Annotated in this window: 14 protein-coding genes; 2 read left to right on the top strand and 12 right to left on the bottom strand. The window is 46.4% G+C overall.

Features of this window, described 5'->3' with window-relative positions:
* The first annotated feature begins 341 nt into the window (after window positions 1-341).
* Window positions 342-812 (top strand): DUF2621 domain-containing protein, encoded by a 471-nt coding sequence (locus ACQ5BJ_RS13765; RefSeq protein ID WP_005549048.1) that lies wholly within the window; start codon window positions 342-344, stop codon window positions 810-812.
* Window positions 813-922: 110 nt separating this feature from the next.
* Window positions 923-1,846, top strand: coding sequence for a TIGR01777 family oxidoreductase (locus ACQ5BJ_RS13760; RefSeq protein ID WP_430110524.1), 924 nt, complete (start codon window positions 923-925; stop codon window positions 1,844-1,846).
* Window positions 1,847-1,999: 153 nt separating this feature from the next.
* Here the strand turns inward: ACQ5BJ_RS13760 and ACQ5BJ_RS13755 are convergent, their stop codons facing one another.
* From ACQ5BJ_RS13755 to ACQ5BJ_RS13700, 12 genes are all read right to left on the bottom strand, one after another.
* Window positions 2,000-3,871, bottom strand: coding sequence for a DUF6382 domain-containing protein (locus tag ACQ5BJ_RS13755; protein ID WP_430111034.1), 1,872 nt, complete (start codon window positions 3,869-3,871; stop codon window positions 2,000-2,002).
* Between the two features lie 16 nt (window positions 3,872-3,887).
* Complete coding sequence (locus tag ACQ5BJ_RS13750; RefSeq protein WP_430110526.1) at window positions 3,888-4,397, bottom strand: A24 family peptidase; 510 nt, start codon at window positions 4,395-4,397, stop codon at window positions 3,888-3,890.
* A 38-nt stretch (window positions 4,398-4,435) separates the two neighbouring features.
* Window positions 4,436-5,470, bottom strand: a complete 1,035-nt coding sequence (locus ACQ5BJ_RS13745) for a TadE/TadG family type IV pilus assembly protein (protein ID WP_430110529.1) — start codon at window positions 5,468-5,470, stop codon at window positions 4,436-4,438.
* Window positions 5,439-7,667: an acyl-CoA cholesterol acyltransferase gene (locus ACQ5BJ_RS13740; RefSeq protein ID WP_430110532.1), complete on the bottom strand. Its 2,229-nt coding sequence runs from the start codon at window positions 7,665-7,667 to the stop codon at window positions 5,439-5,441. The genes ACQ5BJ_RS13745 and ACQ5BJ_RS13740 overlap by 32 nt, the downstream gene beginning before the upstream one ends.
* Window positions 7,668-7,741: 74 nt before the next feature.
* The gene (locus ACQ5BJ_RS13735) at window positions 7,742-8,419 is read right to left on the bottom strand and encodes a pilus assembly protein (RefSeq protein ID WP_005549055.1); all 678 of its coding nucleotides are present in this window, start codon (window positions 8,417-8,419) and stop codon (window positions 7,742-7,744) included.
* A 12-nt stretch (window positions 8,420-8,431) separates the two neighbouring features.
* Window positions 8,432-8,620 (bottom strand): Flp1 family type IVb pilin, encoded by a 189-nt coding sequence (locus tag ACQ5BJ_RS13730; protein WP_005549056.1) that lies wholly within the window; start codon window positions 8,618-8,620, stop codon window positions 8,432-8,434.
* Between the two features lie 44 nt (window positions 8,621-8,664).
* The gene (locus ACQ5BJ_RS13725) at window positions 8,665-9,546 is read right to left on the bottom strand and encodes a type II secretion system F family protein (RefSeq protein ID WP_367667493.1); all 882 of its coding nucleotides are present in this window, start codon (window positions 9,544-9,546) and stop codon (window positions 8,665-8,667) included.
* 49 nt (window positions 9,547-9,595) lie between these two features.
* Window positions 9,596-10,369 carry a type II secretion system F family protein gene (locus ACQ5BJ_RS13720; RefSeq protein WP_005549059.1) on the bottom strand — a complete coding sequence of 258 codons (774 nt, stop codon included), beginning with the start codon at window positions 10,367-10,369 and terminating at the stop codon, window positions 9,596-9,598.
* Window positions 10,350-11,609: a CpaF family protein gene (locus ACQ5BJ_RS13715; protein ID WP_430111036.1), complete on the bottom strand. Its 1,260-nt coding sequence runs from the start codon at window positions 11,607-11,609 to the stop codon at window positions 10,350-10,352. Before ACQ5BJ_RS13715 ends, ACQ5BJ_RS13720 begins: the two co-directional genes overlap by 20 nt.
* A gap of 80 nt (window positions 11,610-11,689) precedes the next feature.
* Window positions 11,690-12,820, bottom strand: a complete 1,131-nt coding sequence (locus ACQ5BJ_RS13710) for a ParA family protein (RefSeq protein ID WP_430110536.1) — start codon at window positions 12,818-12,820, stop codon at window positions 11,690-11,692.
* Between the two features lie 352 nt (window positions 12,821-13,172).
* Window positions 13,173-15,299: a methyl-accepting chemotaxis protein gene (locus ACQ5BJ_RS13705; protein ID WP_268621390.1), complete on the bottom strand. Its 2,127-nt coding sequence runs from the start codon at window positions 15,297-15,299 to the stop codon at window positions 13,173-13,175.
* A 124-nt stretch (window positions 15,300-15,423) separates the two neighbouring features.
* A complete protein-coding gene (locus ACQ5BJ_RS13700) occupies window positions 15,424-15,711 on the bottom strand; it encodes a hypothetical protein (RefSeq protein WP_005543874.1) in 288 nt (95 codons plus the stop codon).
* Between the last annotated feature and the right edge of the window lie 348 nt (window positions 15,712-16,059).

The following is a 16,059-nucleotide window of genomic DNA, read 5'->3' as shown; positions in this document are numbered from 1 at the left end:
GTTTTCTATATTATAAGTTTCAATCCGTGCAAAAACGACATAGAACCATATGCTTCCGCACCTGTAGCTCTAAAAAGAAAAATTGTTTCTATTCTAGAATGAACACAAGTGATCCAGATGCGCCGTGATTTCCTCATTCCAGTCACGGAAGATACGCCAGATGTTATTGGTGTTGTAGAAAACTTGGAGGTATCCAACAGATCCTGATACCACGTTATTAAACGTTACCCTTTTTGTACCTGCTGGCTCCACCACTTACTCTCGAAATATATCTAGGAATGGGGTATAATTCGATATAAGCATCTTAGTAAAAAGTACCAACAATCATGAGGTGAGAATTTATGCTTAACTCGTTCACCCTGTTCCCAATGGCTATTGATGGCCCAGGCCGCTGGTTTATGAATTCCATTGCATTTTGGACCTTCGTCTTATTAGGCCTGATGGCGATTGGCGGCTACTTCATGTTCCGCAAATTTATGAAGGTGCTTCCAATGAATGATGGCAAGTCGAAGCTGGATTGGCAGAATTACTGGGTAGAACAAAGCCGAGGCCTGTGGACGGACGAATCAAAGGCTTTTTTGGAAAAGCTTGTTGAGCCCGTACCGACTCCCTTCCGCGATATTGCTCGTCATTCGATCGCAGCCAAAATTGGGCAAGTAGCTTGTGAGAGCGGCGCGGCAGAAGTAACGCAGGATCATTGCATCCAAGGATACATCATGGCTACACCGAAGCGTGATTATAGAAGCCTCGTTAAATTTTTGGACAATAATGGAATCGATTACACACCATATAAGCATCTGCTCAACAAATGATTCCTATCGTTTCTCCGTATTAAGAGATGGATGCGCATACACAAGCATCTATTCGGGTAAATCACATCTTAGTTCTATCCATTCCATTAACGTGCTAGGAGGGATATGACATGAAAGTGATGATTTGCGGCGGAACCGGGCTTATCGGAAGGGCTCTGATCGATTTTTGGCTTCAAGAAGGCCATGAGCTTATCATCGTTTCCCGCTCCCCTGCGAAAGTGCATGCTGATGGCGAGAGGAAAAGAGTTAAGGCCATTAGTTGGTCAGAGCTAACCCATATCCCCGAGCAATCTCAAGATGTAGATGCCGTTGTGAACCTAGCTGGAGAATCCATTAATCAACGTTGGACTAGCATGGCTCGAAATCGTATTCTCTCCTCCCGCATCATTCCTACACGGAGAATTGCAGATTGGGCGAGCAAGCTGTCCCGTAAGCTGCCGATCTACATAAGTGCCTCGGGCATTTCCATTTATGGGCCTTCCGAGACGGGAACCTTCGATGAGATGAGCATGGCTCGCGGAGATGACTTTTTAACAGATGTTATCTATCAATGGGAAGAGGCAGCGGATCGCGTTCCTGCGGATCGCACCATTAAGCTGCGGATAGCCCCAGTACTGGCGAATGAAGGCGGAGCGTATCCGATGATAAAGCTGCCGTATTTGCTAGGCATTGGGGGACGAATTGGTTCGGGAAAACAACCTTTATCCTGGATACATATTACGGACATGGTTCGACTCATTGATTTCGTGCTGTATGATTCAATTGCAGGAGTCGTAAATGCAGCCTCACCAGAGGCGGTAACCAACGATGACTTCGGCAGATCCCTTGCTAAAGTGTATAGACGAAAGCACTGGATGCCCGTTCCTGCTGCTGCCCTGCACATTCTCTTTGGCGAAATGTCCTCCCTGTTGCTCCAAGGTCAGCGTGTTTATCCAGCTAAGGTGCTGGAGCATGGCTTCACCTTCCAATATGGAACACTGGAAAAAGCATTGACCGTGCTTCGCGATTCGAAGAAGAACAACAACAGCTCATAGATGAACGAAAATGTACAACCGTTTATCAAGCTTTGCTTATCATACGAATATGATTTTAAGATTCACTTTCCGCATCAGGGTCATTCTCAATCGATCATTATTGACAGTATGACCATAACAAAGAGGGGCAGACGCAGCGTCTGTCCCTCTTTGTTATCCCACCCGAAATATATACTTCGAACGGGCGATAGATAGCTTATCGCCATCATTTAATGGATACAGTTTGTAGGGAATCAACAGCTCCCCTTGTAGTTCCGTTCCATTTTTTGAGCCCAAATCTCGTAGCTCTAAGGAGCCCGTTGGTGTCCTTATGAATTCACAATGATGCTTGGATACCCCCATACTCTCATCTCGGTGATGCACTCCTTGATCAGCACGTCCGATTATGAACGGAAACACATGGAGAAAATATGTGCCAATTATAGCCGTTCCCGCTTCATCGAGCTGCTGGAGATACGGTTCCCTTGGGCTGCCTTCCGCTTGTTCTTCTCCAAGCATAACTGTTGCATCTGAACCAGAAGCATCTAAAATAGCTGTGTGATGAGTTAATGAAGCATAATAGTGATTACCATCTGCAGCAAGCGAGCCTTGATCACCACCGGCTATTGATCGCTGCTCACTATGGAAGTGATTTACTCCGACATGAGACATTTGAGACATCTCACCAGCTCTCTGTTGCTGTAAAAAACTCGGAACTTCTGAAGATGCGGTATGAGCAGTTGATCGTTCATTGGTCTGATGTCCAGCTAGTTCCAAAGCCCATGGAGAGGATGATAGGACTGTTTTCTGTTCCAATTGTGGGCTCCCTTTTTCTTTGCTGTTGTGTGTATCCATCGCACTCATAGGATGGGATATATGGGATAGCTCCATTGATAAGAACTCAGGAAGTCTATTGGGGTTATTCCAATCCTGATTTGCTCTCGGTTGAAATTTCTGTTCATCTGTTGCTTTCCGATAGCCCGCCTTGCGAGAGTACAGTTTTTTCCACCACCGGGTGGGAATTCCTGTTAAATACATTGCGCCAATAGCAACGAGAGCAATATTCCAAGCTATTGTATACGTAAATACTTCAGGAGTGGGGTTAGACATATAACCAAACTTCCATCCTAGTGCAGCCACAGTAATGACAACCCCAGATGTAACGATCGTATACTTCTTATTGCTCTGTTCATATTCTTGTCCTGCCTCATCCGGGATCGTACAGTGACCTTGCCCATGCTGACTTGAACTCGCATTAGACTTTGATTGAGCGAATGCCGAGGGCACTCGATCCTGCCTATCGAAAGAAGGAAATGCCGCGGAATTCCACTCGTCTCTTCCTAGTTCTGTCCCGACACCTGTGTATTCATTAGGTAGCTGGTTCTGGTTACCCCGCCCACCTCTCTCGCCGTCCCCTGAATTAAGCTGCCCTTCTTTTAGCTGCCTATTATTCACAGACTTGCCGGACGCTGAACCCACAATTAAGGATTGCAATAAGCCACGCACATCTGCAAGAGTTGCTCCTTCCTGAGACAACAACTGCACAAGACGTTGAAAACCATCTCCATCCCAAGCGTTGACATAAGAGGACAACAAAATGCCTAATCTCCTCAAACCTTCCATACCAGCTTGTGGATGTAACGGCTCCACTGTTGGGATGTACGCTGTATAAAGATTTCCGTTCCAAGAGCTCCCGTCTACATAAATGAAGCGCTCGTGCAATAAAATTTGGTTCGGATGCAGCATATATGCTCGGCATCCTTCCAGCACATTGACCAGTTGAAACATCCATTCAAAATATTGAATCGCAGTAATCTGTAAAGAACGGAGCACCTGCTCCAACATTTTCTTACCACTAATATCGTATAAAAATGATGCCTCAAAATCGACTTCTCGAATTTCCACGGGCAGCAAATGAGGAACTTCATTAAAGCGCAGCATATTGATCTGATAGGCATCCAATTCATCGGAATGGACAGTTGGCTCTCTGGTGAGCAGCATTCTCATTTTCCCTTCATGGACAAAATCCGCCTTATAGCCATACATCGACACCGACCACCTCCTAGATCCATAATTGACCCCAATATGCTGTTATCGCTGCGGGCAGTACCGCCCACATAAAGGGAAAGGTTGCTTGATTGGAGGTCACATGCTTCAAAGGTGCCGCAGAACGAAGCCACATAAATTGAATGATAGCCGTTCCAAATCGCTTCCATCTTCTTTCACGCCCGAATAGCATGATTGCTGCCGCAATCATCCCGCCGTATATAATGGCGTAAACAAATGTGTCCCATGCAAAAGTAGCCCCCATACATGCTCCTATCGCTGCAAACAGCTTGACATCTCCTGCACCAACGGCGCGAAGTATAAAAAGTACAAGTGTAATAGCGAAGCCACAGACAGCCCCCAATAGGCTGAATAGCAGACCACCCCATCCATTTGCAGCACAATGTCCAATGAAGCCTACAAGCACAATCGAAACGGTTAAAAAATTGGGTATTTTTCGAGTTCGCAAATCGGTTTTAAACGCAGCCACAAGCAATATCCCACATAGCCCGATCGACCATATCATTCGGCAGCATCCTTTCACCCATGCGGTAGCCATACAAATTAATTTACTGTAAATTGCCTCTCTGCAGTTCTTCCTTCTTCTGTGTTCACGACCAATCTCCATTCACCAGATGTTGTATTGCCAGATACGAGCCATTCCCAGCTTACATTGCCGTCGGCATCCGCTTCAGCCCATCCAATATGCCTTGCTTTACTCTTTCCACTTTTATAGAAGACCACTAGCTCGACCCTTTCATGTGGTATAGCCTTAATCGCCAACTTGGCTTTACGTCCAGGCAATAAGGGATCTGGTTCCAGACTAACAAATGCAGGTGGCGCATCCCCCTCAGCGATTGCTTCTCCCCCAGCCGTTCTCGACTGGGGGCCGTCTCCAATCCATACCCGCTCTGATGCTCTCGCAGCTAAAGTAATAGTCTTCAAGAGAAAAGGCACACGCATAGGTAGATCGTACTCTACCTCTATCGCAATATAAGGCTCTTCCTTATCCACAATATCCGGCAGCTTCATATGTGTAATCCGAATCCGCTCTTCCTTTAATATCCCTTGAATTCCATAACGAACGAGCAAAGGCTTAAACAAAGCTGCTCCAACGCGAGCCTGTCCCCATTCTCCTGCTGCCTCTGCTCGTCTCTCCGCCCAATCTACCACATGCTCGGAAGCCCATTGATTCAAAGGTGGGGGCAAGGCATTACTAAAGCGCTCAGCGAACTGCCGTGCTGTCATTTTTAGAGCCATTGCTGGCGGCTTGCGAAGAAAGGGGCTTTTGCTGTCTCTATCCTTTGATGCCCCTTTCTTCACTATCAGCTCGATAGGATACATGTGAGCAGCTACCTGCTTCACTGTATTCGTCGCTGCGGATTGCAGAGATGTCGTAATTACTGAGGCGTAAATCATATACACAAAAAACAAAAACAAGAACAGTACCATCGGCAGCATCAGCGCAGCTTCAATTGTGATACTGGCCCTTCCATCGCCGATAAAACGGCGCATCCAGTTGCCTTCTCGTCCAAAGCAATATCTTTTTGCAAGCTGTTTCTTGCCGTCAATATGAGAACACAGAAGTCTTTGTTGCATAGTATCTTCCATTCTCGATTTCACCGCCCAATATGCCGGTTTGCCCAATCCATTTCATTACCCCGGGCAGGAACCATAATGGTGTGCTAATTCGCAGCTCTGTGTCACCATAGGTTCCTCTAGTCGTAGGATCGATACCTGTATTTTGATGAATAAGAGCGAGCATGCGCTTCAGCATTCCTTCTCGACTGCCATGAACGAGCATAAACAAACGCAAGTGATCCGAATACGACAATGTAACAGAAGGCAAGTATCTCGAAATCGGCACTTTATCTTGCGTAGCGAGAAGAATCAGATCCTGAACCGCCTGTTCAATTCCATATAAAATTGCAGCTATTAAAATGAGCAGCGGATGTTTCAACTTTGCGCACTCGATAAAACCCTCCATTGTCCGAATCGCAAGCCGCATTGCAAATATTTCCCCAAAAGCTGCTGCAACATTACTTGATGGATTATGGAATCCATACAATATGTACTCAACTTCCTGGTTATGTATGGATAAGGATTGTACCAGCTCATCCGCAGGCTTATTTGACGTAAGCATCGATTTCAGCTTCATAGGATCATAAGAGTTGAAGTAGAGGAACGCATACTCATTGCGGTATAATCGATCTTTTAACAAACTAAACCCACTTGCAATGCTGTCATAAATCGAGGTAACAGAATCCATAGACTCCTTTCCCTCTTCTACCGCATTCTCATAATGTTTGTCTGCTGCAGTCTCTTCTTCGGATACACTATCATTAAAAGCCGCGATAGCCTCTGCCTTCTTCTTTACTTCTTGAAACAGTTGATCATGCTCCTTTAACTGATTCTTCAGTTTTTTTAATGAAGACAATAAATCAGTTGCTTCTCCAAGCTTTTCATTTGCCTCCTTTTCTTTTTGCTTGCGCTCCTTTTCCGTGGATCGTTGCTTTTCAAACTGCTGCTCCCTGGCATCGATCACATTAGAGGCGTCTACGTAATCCTTTGCATACTGACGCCACTGCCTCCAAAAACTGAAAACCGTAGTCTTTAGACTATAAGAGGATATTGTCCTTCCCATAATTTGGTTTGCCGTTGATTGAACCTGATTCGCTGCTTCGTTCACTTGCTCCATGCTGCGAAGCTGTCTTTCTACCTCCTGCTTCCATTCCGTAATGAAAGTGTCTGGAATCACTAGATCATCAGCAGCTTCATTAATTCGTTTAATTTCATTTGACATCTGTTCAGAATCACTTATCGTCCCTACACTTGGCTCACTGGATTGACCAACTTGGTCATATCCGTTGTAATTCGAGCTGGCACGCCCCTCTTGAATGACCTGCTTCATTTCTTCATTGTATTGACGGGCCCTCTCAATATGGATCAGAGCCGTATTCACCCCCTTACGATGCTGATCCAATAAGCTAGAGGAAGCCGACATCAGCCTTCTAGACATATCTGATGAGTCAGTCTCATACGCATCCGTAGCATCCTCATATTGCTTGTCTTCATCTTCAGCACGGTTCTCATCCAAACGAATCTTATATACATAATCTGAATATTGTGCTCCCATATCCGCTGCACTTCGAATTGAATCCAGCGAGCTATCTCGCATGATATCGCTTTCTCCTGTCGCTATTCGGCTGGACAGGTCAGATCGTGCAGCATCATTACGAAGCGAGATCTGTAGCTTAAAGGCTGTGCGTATTTCCTTATCACGTTTGTCAACCAGCTTCTGCAACTTGGATAGCAGCTCTGTTGTTTGCGCTGCTTCCTTCATTACTTTGGACATTGGCTTCAACTTGCTGGACAAATCAAACGCAAATTGAACAGGCGCCTTGTACTTCATATCTTCTAAGATCTGCCGCTCCAACTCATCATATCGTCCAAGTTCTCTCGTAATCGAGGTGGAATGGCTGTCTAACAGCACAGATACCCATGGAAATACACCGGTAGCCTTTAGCCTCGCCTGATCCTGCATTACATAATCCATAATAATGGCCGGATCGGACTGTCCGTAAGCGAACAATTGATAACGCTGCTGCAGTGCAGGTTCATAGGCTGACATAACGGAGCGAATTCCGCTCTGAGCAAGCACCTCCGCCCGCCACTCAGCGGCCGCTATACGAGCATAATCAATGAGCACACTCGTAAACAGAAAGATTGCGGCAACGATAAAAATGAGAAGGACGGATACGGAGCCCTGAACATCTTTCCATAAACTTCGCCTCATGCGAGTTCTCCTCTCGTCCCCCATCCGCTTGAACACCTCCGCATCTATCATTGAGGTTTTTTCGATTCCATCTGCTATTTAGCTGCCCGCTTAATCGTATCAGCAGCTTGCTCATTCGTGACTCCCTTCTGCTTCCATTGAGTGAGCTTGGTATACATATACCGTCCAAATTCAACGGAACGTATAAATTCTACAGGCTCCACAACGGCTGCGGCAGCCTCGCCTTCTCCAGATACTCGACGTCCAGTAAGCTGCGCAAATGCCTTTTGGTACAAGGGACGATCAAGTGAAACCTTTACCTTGCGTTCAATTGCAATGTTGTCGAATTTCATCTCTCCCTGAAAAATAGGCGGCAAAAGTCTTCCTGCCCGCATGAGCTTCTTCTCTGGAAGTGAAGAAGAGTCGCTGCTGACTGGCAGCGAAATTTCGTTCGTCACACTGCCGGTTACAACACCAAGCAAACGATCCAGCATAAAATCATCGAATAATCGCCAGTACAGCCCATCACGCTTGCCTTCTGGATAAGAACCCGTAGTTGCGTCTTTGAAGCTATTGTCCCAGAAGGCTGCTCCCCGCTCTGCCGCAAGCGTCGCAGCATGTGACGACATGACGTGCTGGAACATCAGCATCGCGAAGAAAAGCATTGCTAAAGAACAATAAAAAACAACTGGAAATATGATGCTCGCTTCAACCGTGTAAGTACCCTCTTCGGAAATAAGCCGTTTCCACCATTTATGAAGATTTTTCTTCAAGGAAATCCCCTCTTATGGCGTGCTATCGAAAATTTTATTTTTCTCGGTGTCCACCTTTGCAAATAGCCCTTTCAGAAACTCCTTGATTTGTTCCCGAAATGTAAGTGCAAGAACGACAATAACGGCAATAATGACAACAATCTCCACCATGCCAAGCCCGTCTTCTTCGACCCATAATCGTTTCCATAGTGAGTTCAACATTGTTATCCTCCTTTAATTCCAATAAAAATGAAAACACGATAATATTACCCCTGCATCATCAATAGTGCTGGCGCACCGACAACAACAAGAACAACTAGAAACATCAACATCATCGGAAATACCAGCTTCGTTGACAACTCCTCGCCCCGCTTGCGTGCCACCGTTTTGCGCTTGTCCCACAATTGTCTGCCCAAATCCGCCATCGCAAGCATGAATGTCTCCCCGCCACGCCGCTGGTTCATGAGCACTGTAGTCACGAACATAGATACTTCTTGCATCGAGCAGCGCTTCGCCAGCAGCTCCATTGCCTGCGCGAAGGAATAGCCGTTATGTACATCTGACATCATTCGAAACAACTCTATGTATAATGGATGCTGGTTCTCTGACTTCTTCCGCTCAATACAGGTTGCAAGTGCCTTCGGTACGGTTTCCCCAGCTTGTACAAGCAGATTTAGCTTGTTAATCAATTCCGGAAGCTCCAATTGTATGTCCTGGCGTCTGCGCTCGGCCTTGTTGACAACCTCCTTGCCGCGCACGAGCGGGAGAATGACGCCGAGCAGCATACCGCCTGCCATAGTAGTGAAGCTGCCGTCTGTTACAGCAGGAAGGAGAAATCCCGCTACGACTCCCCCGAACAGATACAGCCCCATCTCCGCCATCACTCCCCGATACATCGAATGAGATCGTACTGGTCCATGCATTTGCATAAGCGCCTGCCTTATCTTCGCTAGGGCGGGGTGAGTATCCAGGATTGGCTGCAGCTTCTCCTGCCACATCAATGATGCTGGAAGCCATTTCGCTGTTTTCATTTCCGAGCCAATGACAGCAAGCAATTCAGCATATCGCGCTTTTCCAGCTTGATTCATCAAAACGTACAGCACGATAATTACCATACTGGATATGCCCCAGATCCAAGTAGGCAGCACAACTACCTCCCCTTTCACTAAACAACTTCATCGGAAATAAAATGTCTGATTAGACCCGAATATCCATTAATTTATGAATCAATAAAACTCCAATGGACAGCACGATTAATGCGGCCGTTGCAATCACTCTGCCAATCCCTTCATACAGCGGCGTCATAAAGTCAGGCGAGCTCATATTGAGAAATGCCAAGAACAAAAATGGGGCAGCCATCATAGCCTTCATCTCTAGCCTCTTCTGCGCCACAAGTACCTCTATCTCCTGTAGAATATCCATTTTCTCGCCAATGACGGAGGAGGTCCGGCGCACTACTTCAATCAAATCCCCGCCTGTTCGCTTACAGGTCATAAATACATCTGCAAAATTCGCAATATCATCCTGCTGCGCTCGCTCACTGAAGTCCATCATGGCTTGTTCTACCGGTTCTCCATTCTCCATGCGCAATGACAAAATGTGAAGCTCCCGAATCATATCTACATCAGTTCCAGGATAGAGAAGCCTTAGATCCTGAGCAGCCTCCCGAAATGCATTCTCCATTGACCTTCCTGCACCGAGAGCGGATGATAATGAATATAAAGTCTGCTTAAATTGCAAGGTCAATTGTGATCGCTTGCGCTCAAGCAGTGTTCGCTGGCGGATACGGGTATAGCGAACACCAATGATTGATAGCAGGATCATCCCGAGCCAATGCTGATAAAACAGGTATCCGATACCAGCCATTGCTGAACATCCCGCAAGGATCGCGAAGATCCTCTCCTTATGGTTCAAAACATATGCATCGTATCGAGGAAGTCCCGTCTCCGCCTTATCCTTCTGTTGCTTCACTTTCCCCGTCCCCTCCCACGCAAGGCAGCTCAAGTCCTGCCATTCGCAGCTTGTCCACATGTTCTAACGTCCCGCGCTTAACCAGCCTCCCGATAATCCTGCCATCTTCTTGACCGCTCTCTTCGAATTGATATAAGCTCGACAACTGCACTTCGCCTTCGACAAATCCTCTTACTTCTGCAATCTCCAGCACTTTGCGCGAGCCATCTCTCATCCTTGCCAGATGCACAATTACGTCAATTGCAGAGGCAATCTGCTGCCTAACCACAATGACGGGGAGATTCGCTCCGCTTAGCACCATCGTCTCCAGGCGGCTTATCATATCCTTTGGCCCATTGGAATGGCCTGTCGATAAAGAACCATCATGGCCTGTGTTCATCGCCTGAAGCATATCCAATGCTTCAGCTCCACGCACTTCCCCCACGATTATGCGGTTCGGCCGCATTCGAAGCGAGGCGCGAATCAGGTCTCGCATCGCAACGGCTCCCTTGCCTTCGGAATTGGCATTTCGCGTTTCGAGGGATACCAAGTTTGGAACTGAATGAATTTGCAACTCTGCCGCATCCTCGATTGTAATCACCCGTTCATCAGTTGGAATAAACTGGGACAGTGCGTTTAGAAATGTCGTCTTTCCCGAGCCCGTACCCCCGCTGATGAACAAATTGTATTTCCCCTTAATCAAGGTTTGCAGGAATTGAGCCGCATCGTCACTCAGCGCGCCATAGCAGATAAGATCCAACATGTGAAGCGGCTTCGATGGAAACTTTCGAATCGTAACCGCTGGCCCCTTCAGTGCAATCGGCGGAAGGACAACATGAACCCGCGAACCATCCCGCAATCTAGCATCGACAATTGGCGAAGATTCGTTCACCGTACGATTTACTTGAGAGACAATGGCCTGAATAACATCCTCCAGCTTTTCCTCACTTTCAAAAGAAAGATTCAGTTTTTCCATATAACCTTGGCGCTCTATGAATAATTCTCGATGGCTGTTGACCATAATTTCCGTTATTTCGGGATCTTCTACAAGCGGCTGAAGCGCGTCAAGACCACGGAAGGAATAAAAGACTCTGCGCACCACAGTTCGAAGATCAGCCGATGCCAAGTATGCAGCCTGGGAAAAAGTGAACAAAGCTTGCTCGATTCGCTCCATCAAAGCCTCATCAGATAGCGGATCTCCCCATTCCATACTCTCACGCACCTTCTGCCGTATCGTGATATACAATTCATCAAGCGACATGCGATCCGTTTCTATCTGCAAATGCCTTTTAGTCTGGACTGGCTGATTATCCTTTCCCCGTATCATTACAAATTCACCCCTTAGCGGCCCATGCTGAATAGTCCCAACTCTGTTCCAGCCCATTCCTCCAAGGTTGAACGAAATACACTGGATTGGAGCCATTGATCGAATCGATAAATTTGCTTCCATGCTGGAATGTAAGGTAAATATCCTGATATGCCTGCTTCTCGATGCTGCCATGCATTTTGCATGGAACCCATATATCGATTCAATACCACGCGTATTCGCTTCATTCGCTGACGAAGCACAGTCTCTTCAGCGCTTTCCCACTGCTGTAACAATATCCTCGTCTTCTGTAGATAGGCCATATCATCAAGTAGAAGCCATACAACCTGATCTGCCATGTCCCATACAGCTTCAAAAGCAGGATGAATATAGGCCCCCTCAACAATAATCAGGTCGTATTGTCCGCTGTCTTGAAGCGCAGTCAGCAATGAACGCAGCAGGCTCGCATCCAGCCACTTCCACTCTTCAGCCAATTGAACTGGATGAAGCATTCGTGCACCGAGCATAGGAATAGTCAGCATAGATGACTCTAAGAACAACGACTCGGACACATGCCCCTCCCCAGCCTTCTTTAAGTAATAAAAAAGCTGAGCCAAGGGGATTCGCCCTTCAGTCTGATCGTCCATACCTTGAAGGAATACGCTGTACTCCTGAATCGGGTCAATGTTAAGTAGAAAAGGCCTTAATCCGGATTTAACAGCAATTGCTGCCAAGTGAAGCGCCATAGTGGTTTTTCCTATTCCTCCGGACGTTGAGGAAATGCCAACTATGCGACATGTGCGATTACCTCTCCATGGTTCCTCATTGATATCCTCCGATTGACAATATTCAATAATCGACTGCAGCAGCTGAGGGATCGGCTGGTAAGGATTTTGTAAGTGGCATGGGAAGTCTATTGCTAGCGCTTGAGCAGATTGCTCAATAGACAATGCAACCACGATGATGCCTTTAACATCCTCCTTAGACAAGGTTCGAAGCAAATCTGGTTCAGCGACAAGCACATGTAGGCCTGGCTTCAGCCGCAAATAATGGCCCAGCGTATCGGACTGAGTAAATACGCGTAAATTCATCGACTCATAGTACATGGATTGCTTCCAATAATCCGTATAACCGTCCAGTATGCGCTTTTGCGGATGAGCAATCACAACATCCCATCTGCTAATACATCTCTCCCCTTCCTACTTCACGGTTTAGAACGCCCCTACACCATACCTGGACAAAACAAAAAACACCGCCATCAAACGGGCATTAATGCTAATGCCTCGCTTAATGACGGTGCTTCCGTACATTTTCCGTGTGAAGTTAGTTCAACAATAGCACAACAACATCCATAATTCAACATATTTTTCATTTCTTGAACATTACACTCTAGGTGTAGATGAATACATCGCAGGCTGCTTCAATTGGGCATAAAACTACGATAAATGAACGCCTTCTCCAATCCCCGCACAAAATAAAGCCCGTATCTCTAACAGATACGGGCCTTCGCGAATGATTCTAATATTTGAATTGAGATAAGGTTTCCTTGAGGTTTGAGGATACTTCCTCAAGCTGTTGCGACAACTCAACTAAGCGGTTCGAGACATTCAACTGTTCCGTACTTAATGATGCCACCTCTTCGGACGTAGCAGATGCCTCTTCAGCAACTGCACTTACATTGCTCATCGCTTCAACTAGAATGGATTGAGCCTCGTTCAATCGTCCAATCGAGCCCGTCACATTTCCAAGCTGTTGAATCATGCCATCCATTTGCTGCTGCACAGTCGAGAAGATTACATCCGTTTCCTGCACAGCTTCTGCTTGCTTCTGGAAGAGCGGGAACGCTTCCGACAGCGCCGTAACCGTCTCTGTAATCTCCTGCTGAATTTTCTCTGTAATTTGTCCAACGACATCGATGGATTGACGAGATTGGTCAGCTAGGTTGCGTATCTCATCTGCAACAACCATGAAGCCTTTGCCCGCAGTTCCTGCACGCGCAGCCTCAATGGTAGCATTCAAGGATAGGATGTTCGTTTGCTTCGTCATGTTATGAAGTACGTCCAATATTTTACGAATCGATTGTGTACTATCGCTAAGTGTATTGACCTTCGTTGCAAGAGATCGCATCATATCTCCTGTTGAAGTCGTGCGGCTCATCAAGGAGGTCATATTTGCCGCCCCAAGCGTGCTCGATTCCGCAACAGCCTGAACAGAAAGATCCATCTGTCCATTTGCATCAATAACAGTCGTCATCTGTGAAGCAATATTATGCGTCAGATCATGACCGCGTTCAGCTTCAACGGCCAGAGATGTAGCACCTTTAGCTATCTCTTCAGTCGCAATCGCAATTTCCTTCGCGGAAATGGCCGTGCTGCGAGATGCTTCCGATAAGTAGGCAGCAGTATCCAAAACAGCGCGAGCACTTGCATCTGTGCTTTTCACGAGATCCGTAATTTGCTCCATCATCGTATTAAATCCATTTGCAAGCTGGCCAATCTCATCCTTGGACTTGGATACCGCACGAACTGCCAGATTTCCCTGTGCCCCTTCATTCATTAAATTGCGGAGCTTCACGAGCGGAGTAGCCACCCACTGGATAACCAGCCATCCGATCACAACCGCGATGACAGCAGCAGCAAGCATGGAGATGAATGTAAGAGTCAGAATGGATTTCGCTTCTTTCACTAGCTCAGCCACAGGAACCGCTCCAACGAGCATCCAACGGCTCGATGGCATCTGATCATACACAAGAAGCATGTCACCATCAGAATCAGAAGCCACCTTCGTGCTGCCGCTAACGACACTCGCCGTATCCTCAATATGAGGCATGAGCCACTTTGGAGCTTCCTTGGTCAGCTTATCATCATCTTCAAAATAAATATAATGTCCACTGCGGTTCATCACTTGAACCGTAGATCCGTCACCCAGATTAATTCCTTCCAGCGATTTCGAAAAAGTAGCGATTCGAATTTCCATCAGTACAATGTATTCGGCCATGCCAGAGTTCAAATCCCGCATCGGACGCGCAATTCCAAATGTAGCTTCCGGCGCCTTATCCACCCCTTTCGGCATAGTATCTACCCAAATAGATTGTCCATTGCTCTTCGTCGCTTCTTCGAACCATGCCTGTTTGCGCAAATTATCCAAATTGCCGCGCAGGCCAAGTGCAGCCATTGTGTTGCGCTTCGGATCGATCGGAATAAGATAAATATTTTCGATTAGCGGATTGCCTACGCTGTAGGTTTGCAGCGTTTTCGTAATCGCTTCCATCGTTTGAATCTTTTCATATGCGCTAATCTGATTGTCCTTCAACGTTTTGAGCGAGGCTGTCAAGTTAGGATCGAACATGATCTGCATCGTCATATTGTTGAACTGGGTCAGCTGAAGATCAATTTTTTGCGCGGCCTGAACCATCGTTTGGTAATTGGATTTAGATGCTTGATCTTCAATTGCATTCTTGGAGAAGAAATATGAAATCATGCCTACACTAAATACAAACACAATAATACTGATGACAAACACCAGAAATAGCTTCGTTCCTACGGAACGCGATGGATTCTGAAATACGGAGGAAACGAATGATTTCCAATTCAAATTCCACTTCCTCGGTGTCGTCCCTTGTGCTCTCTTAATCCCCTTGAACAACCGATTCATCTCCTTATCCCTATATGTACCTTTCCTGCTATCGAAAGCTCGTCCCCTTACATGCGGCTGCAAAAACGCACCTAAGGGGAGAACTTAGCATCCGTAATAACAAATGCTTGCTGCTTTACTGCAGTTCCAAATCGAACGCCTGCACGACATCAAGCTTTGCTACCTGCACCTCGCGGAAAAACTGAAAATCAGGATGTTCTTCCATCAACTTCGTGCGTGCCTCCACTTTTAACTGCTCTTCTGTCATTGGTTCTTCTGACCCAATAACCAATTGATCTACGCGTTCTCTGTCCCTATGATCAAAATCAACAGCCTCAGTCGTAACATCCACGATATGGACATAGCGATATGGGCTGTATCCAACGTGTTTAAACGCATCATTCAGCTTCTCGTACTTCATCATCTATTGCCTTCACCTTTCTTCTCTTAACCTTGCTGTACTTTCACGTACTACTATATAATATCGGTTAATTAGTCCTATTTCACAATAGCATTATGAAACATTTTCCTCATTTTTTTATTACTCAATCTGTCAGTATTCCATTTCTCCGCGACGCAAAGACGACCATAAAGAGCAAAAACGCACCTGCTCGCAAGCAGATGCGTTAATCGCTTTAAGAGTCCCGCCCTACCTGGAGTTGGGGGGCAGAAGGACGGGCACCTTGCATGACATATACGTATTCCATATCGCATACACCACACCTGAATCTATTGTGCAGCATCTTTCATACCAATAAAAGGAGATAAATCA

The organism is Paenibacillus sp. B1-35, from assembly GCF_050474385.1.
In the GTDB taxonomy this organism is placed as follows: Bacteria; Bacillota; Bacilli; order Paenibacillales; family Paenibacillaceae; genus Paenibacillus_B; species Paenibacillus_B alvei.
Note: the sequence above shows the minus strand (reverse complement) of the source record. Positions and strands in the feature narration are given on the sequence as shown.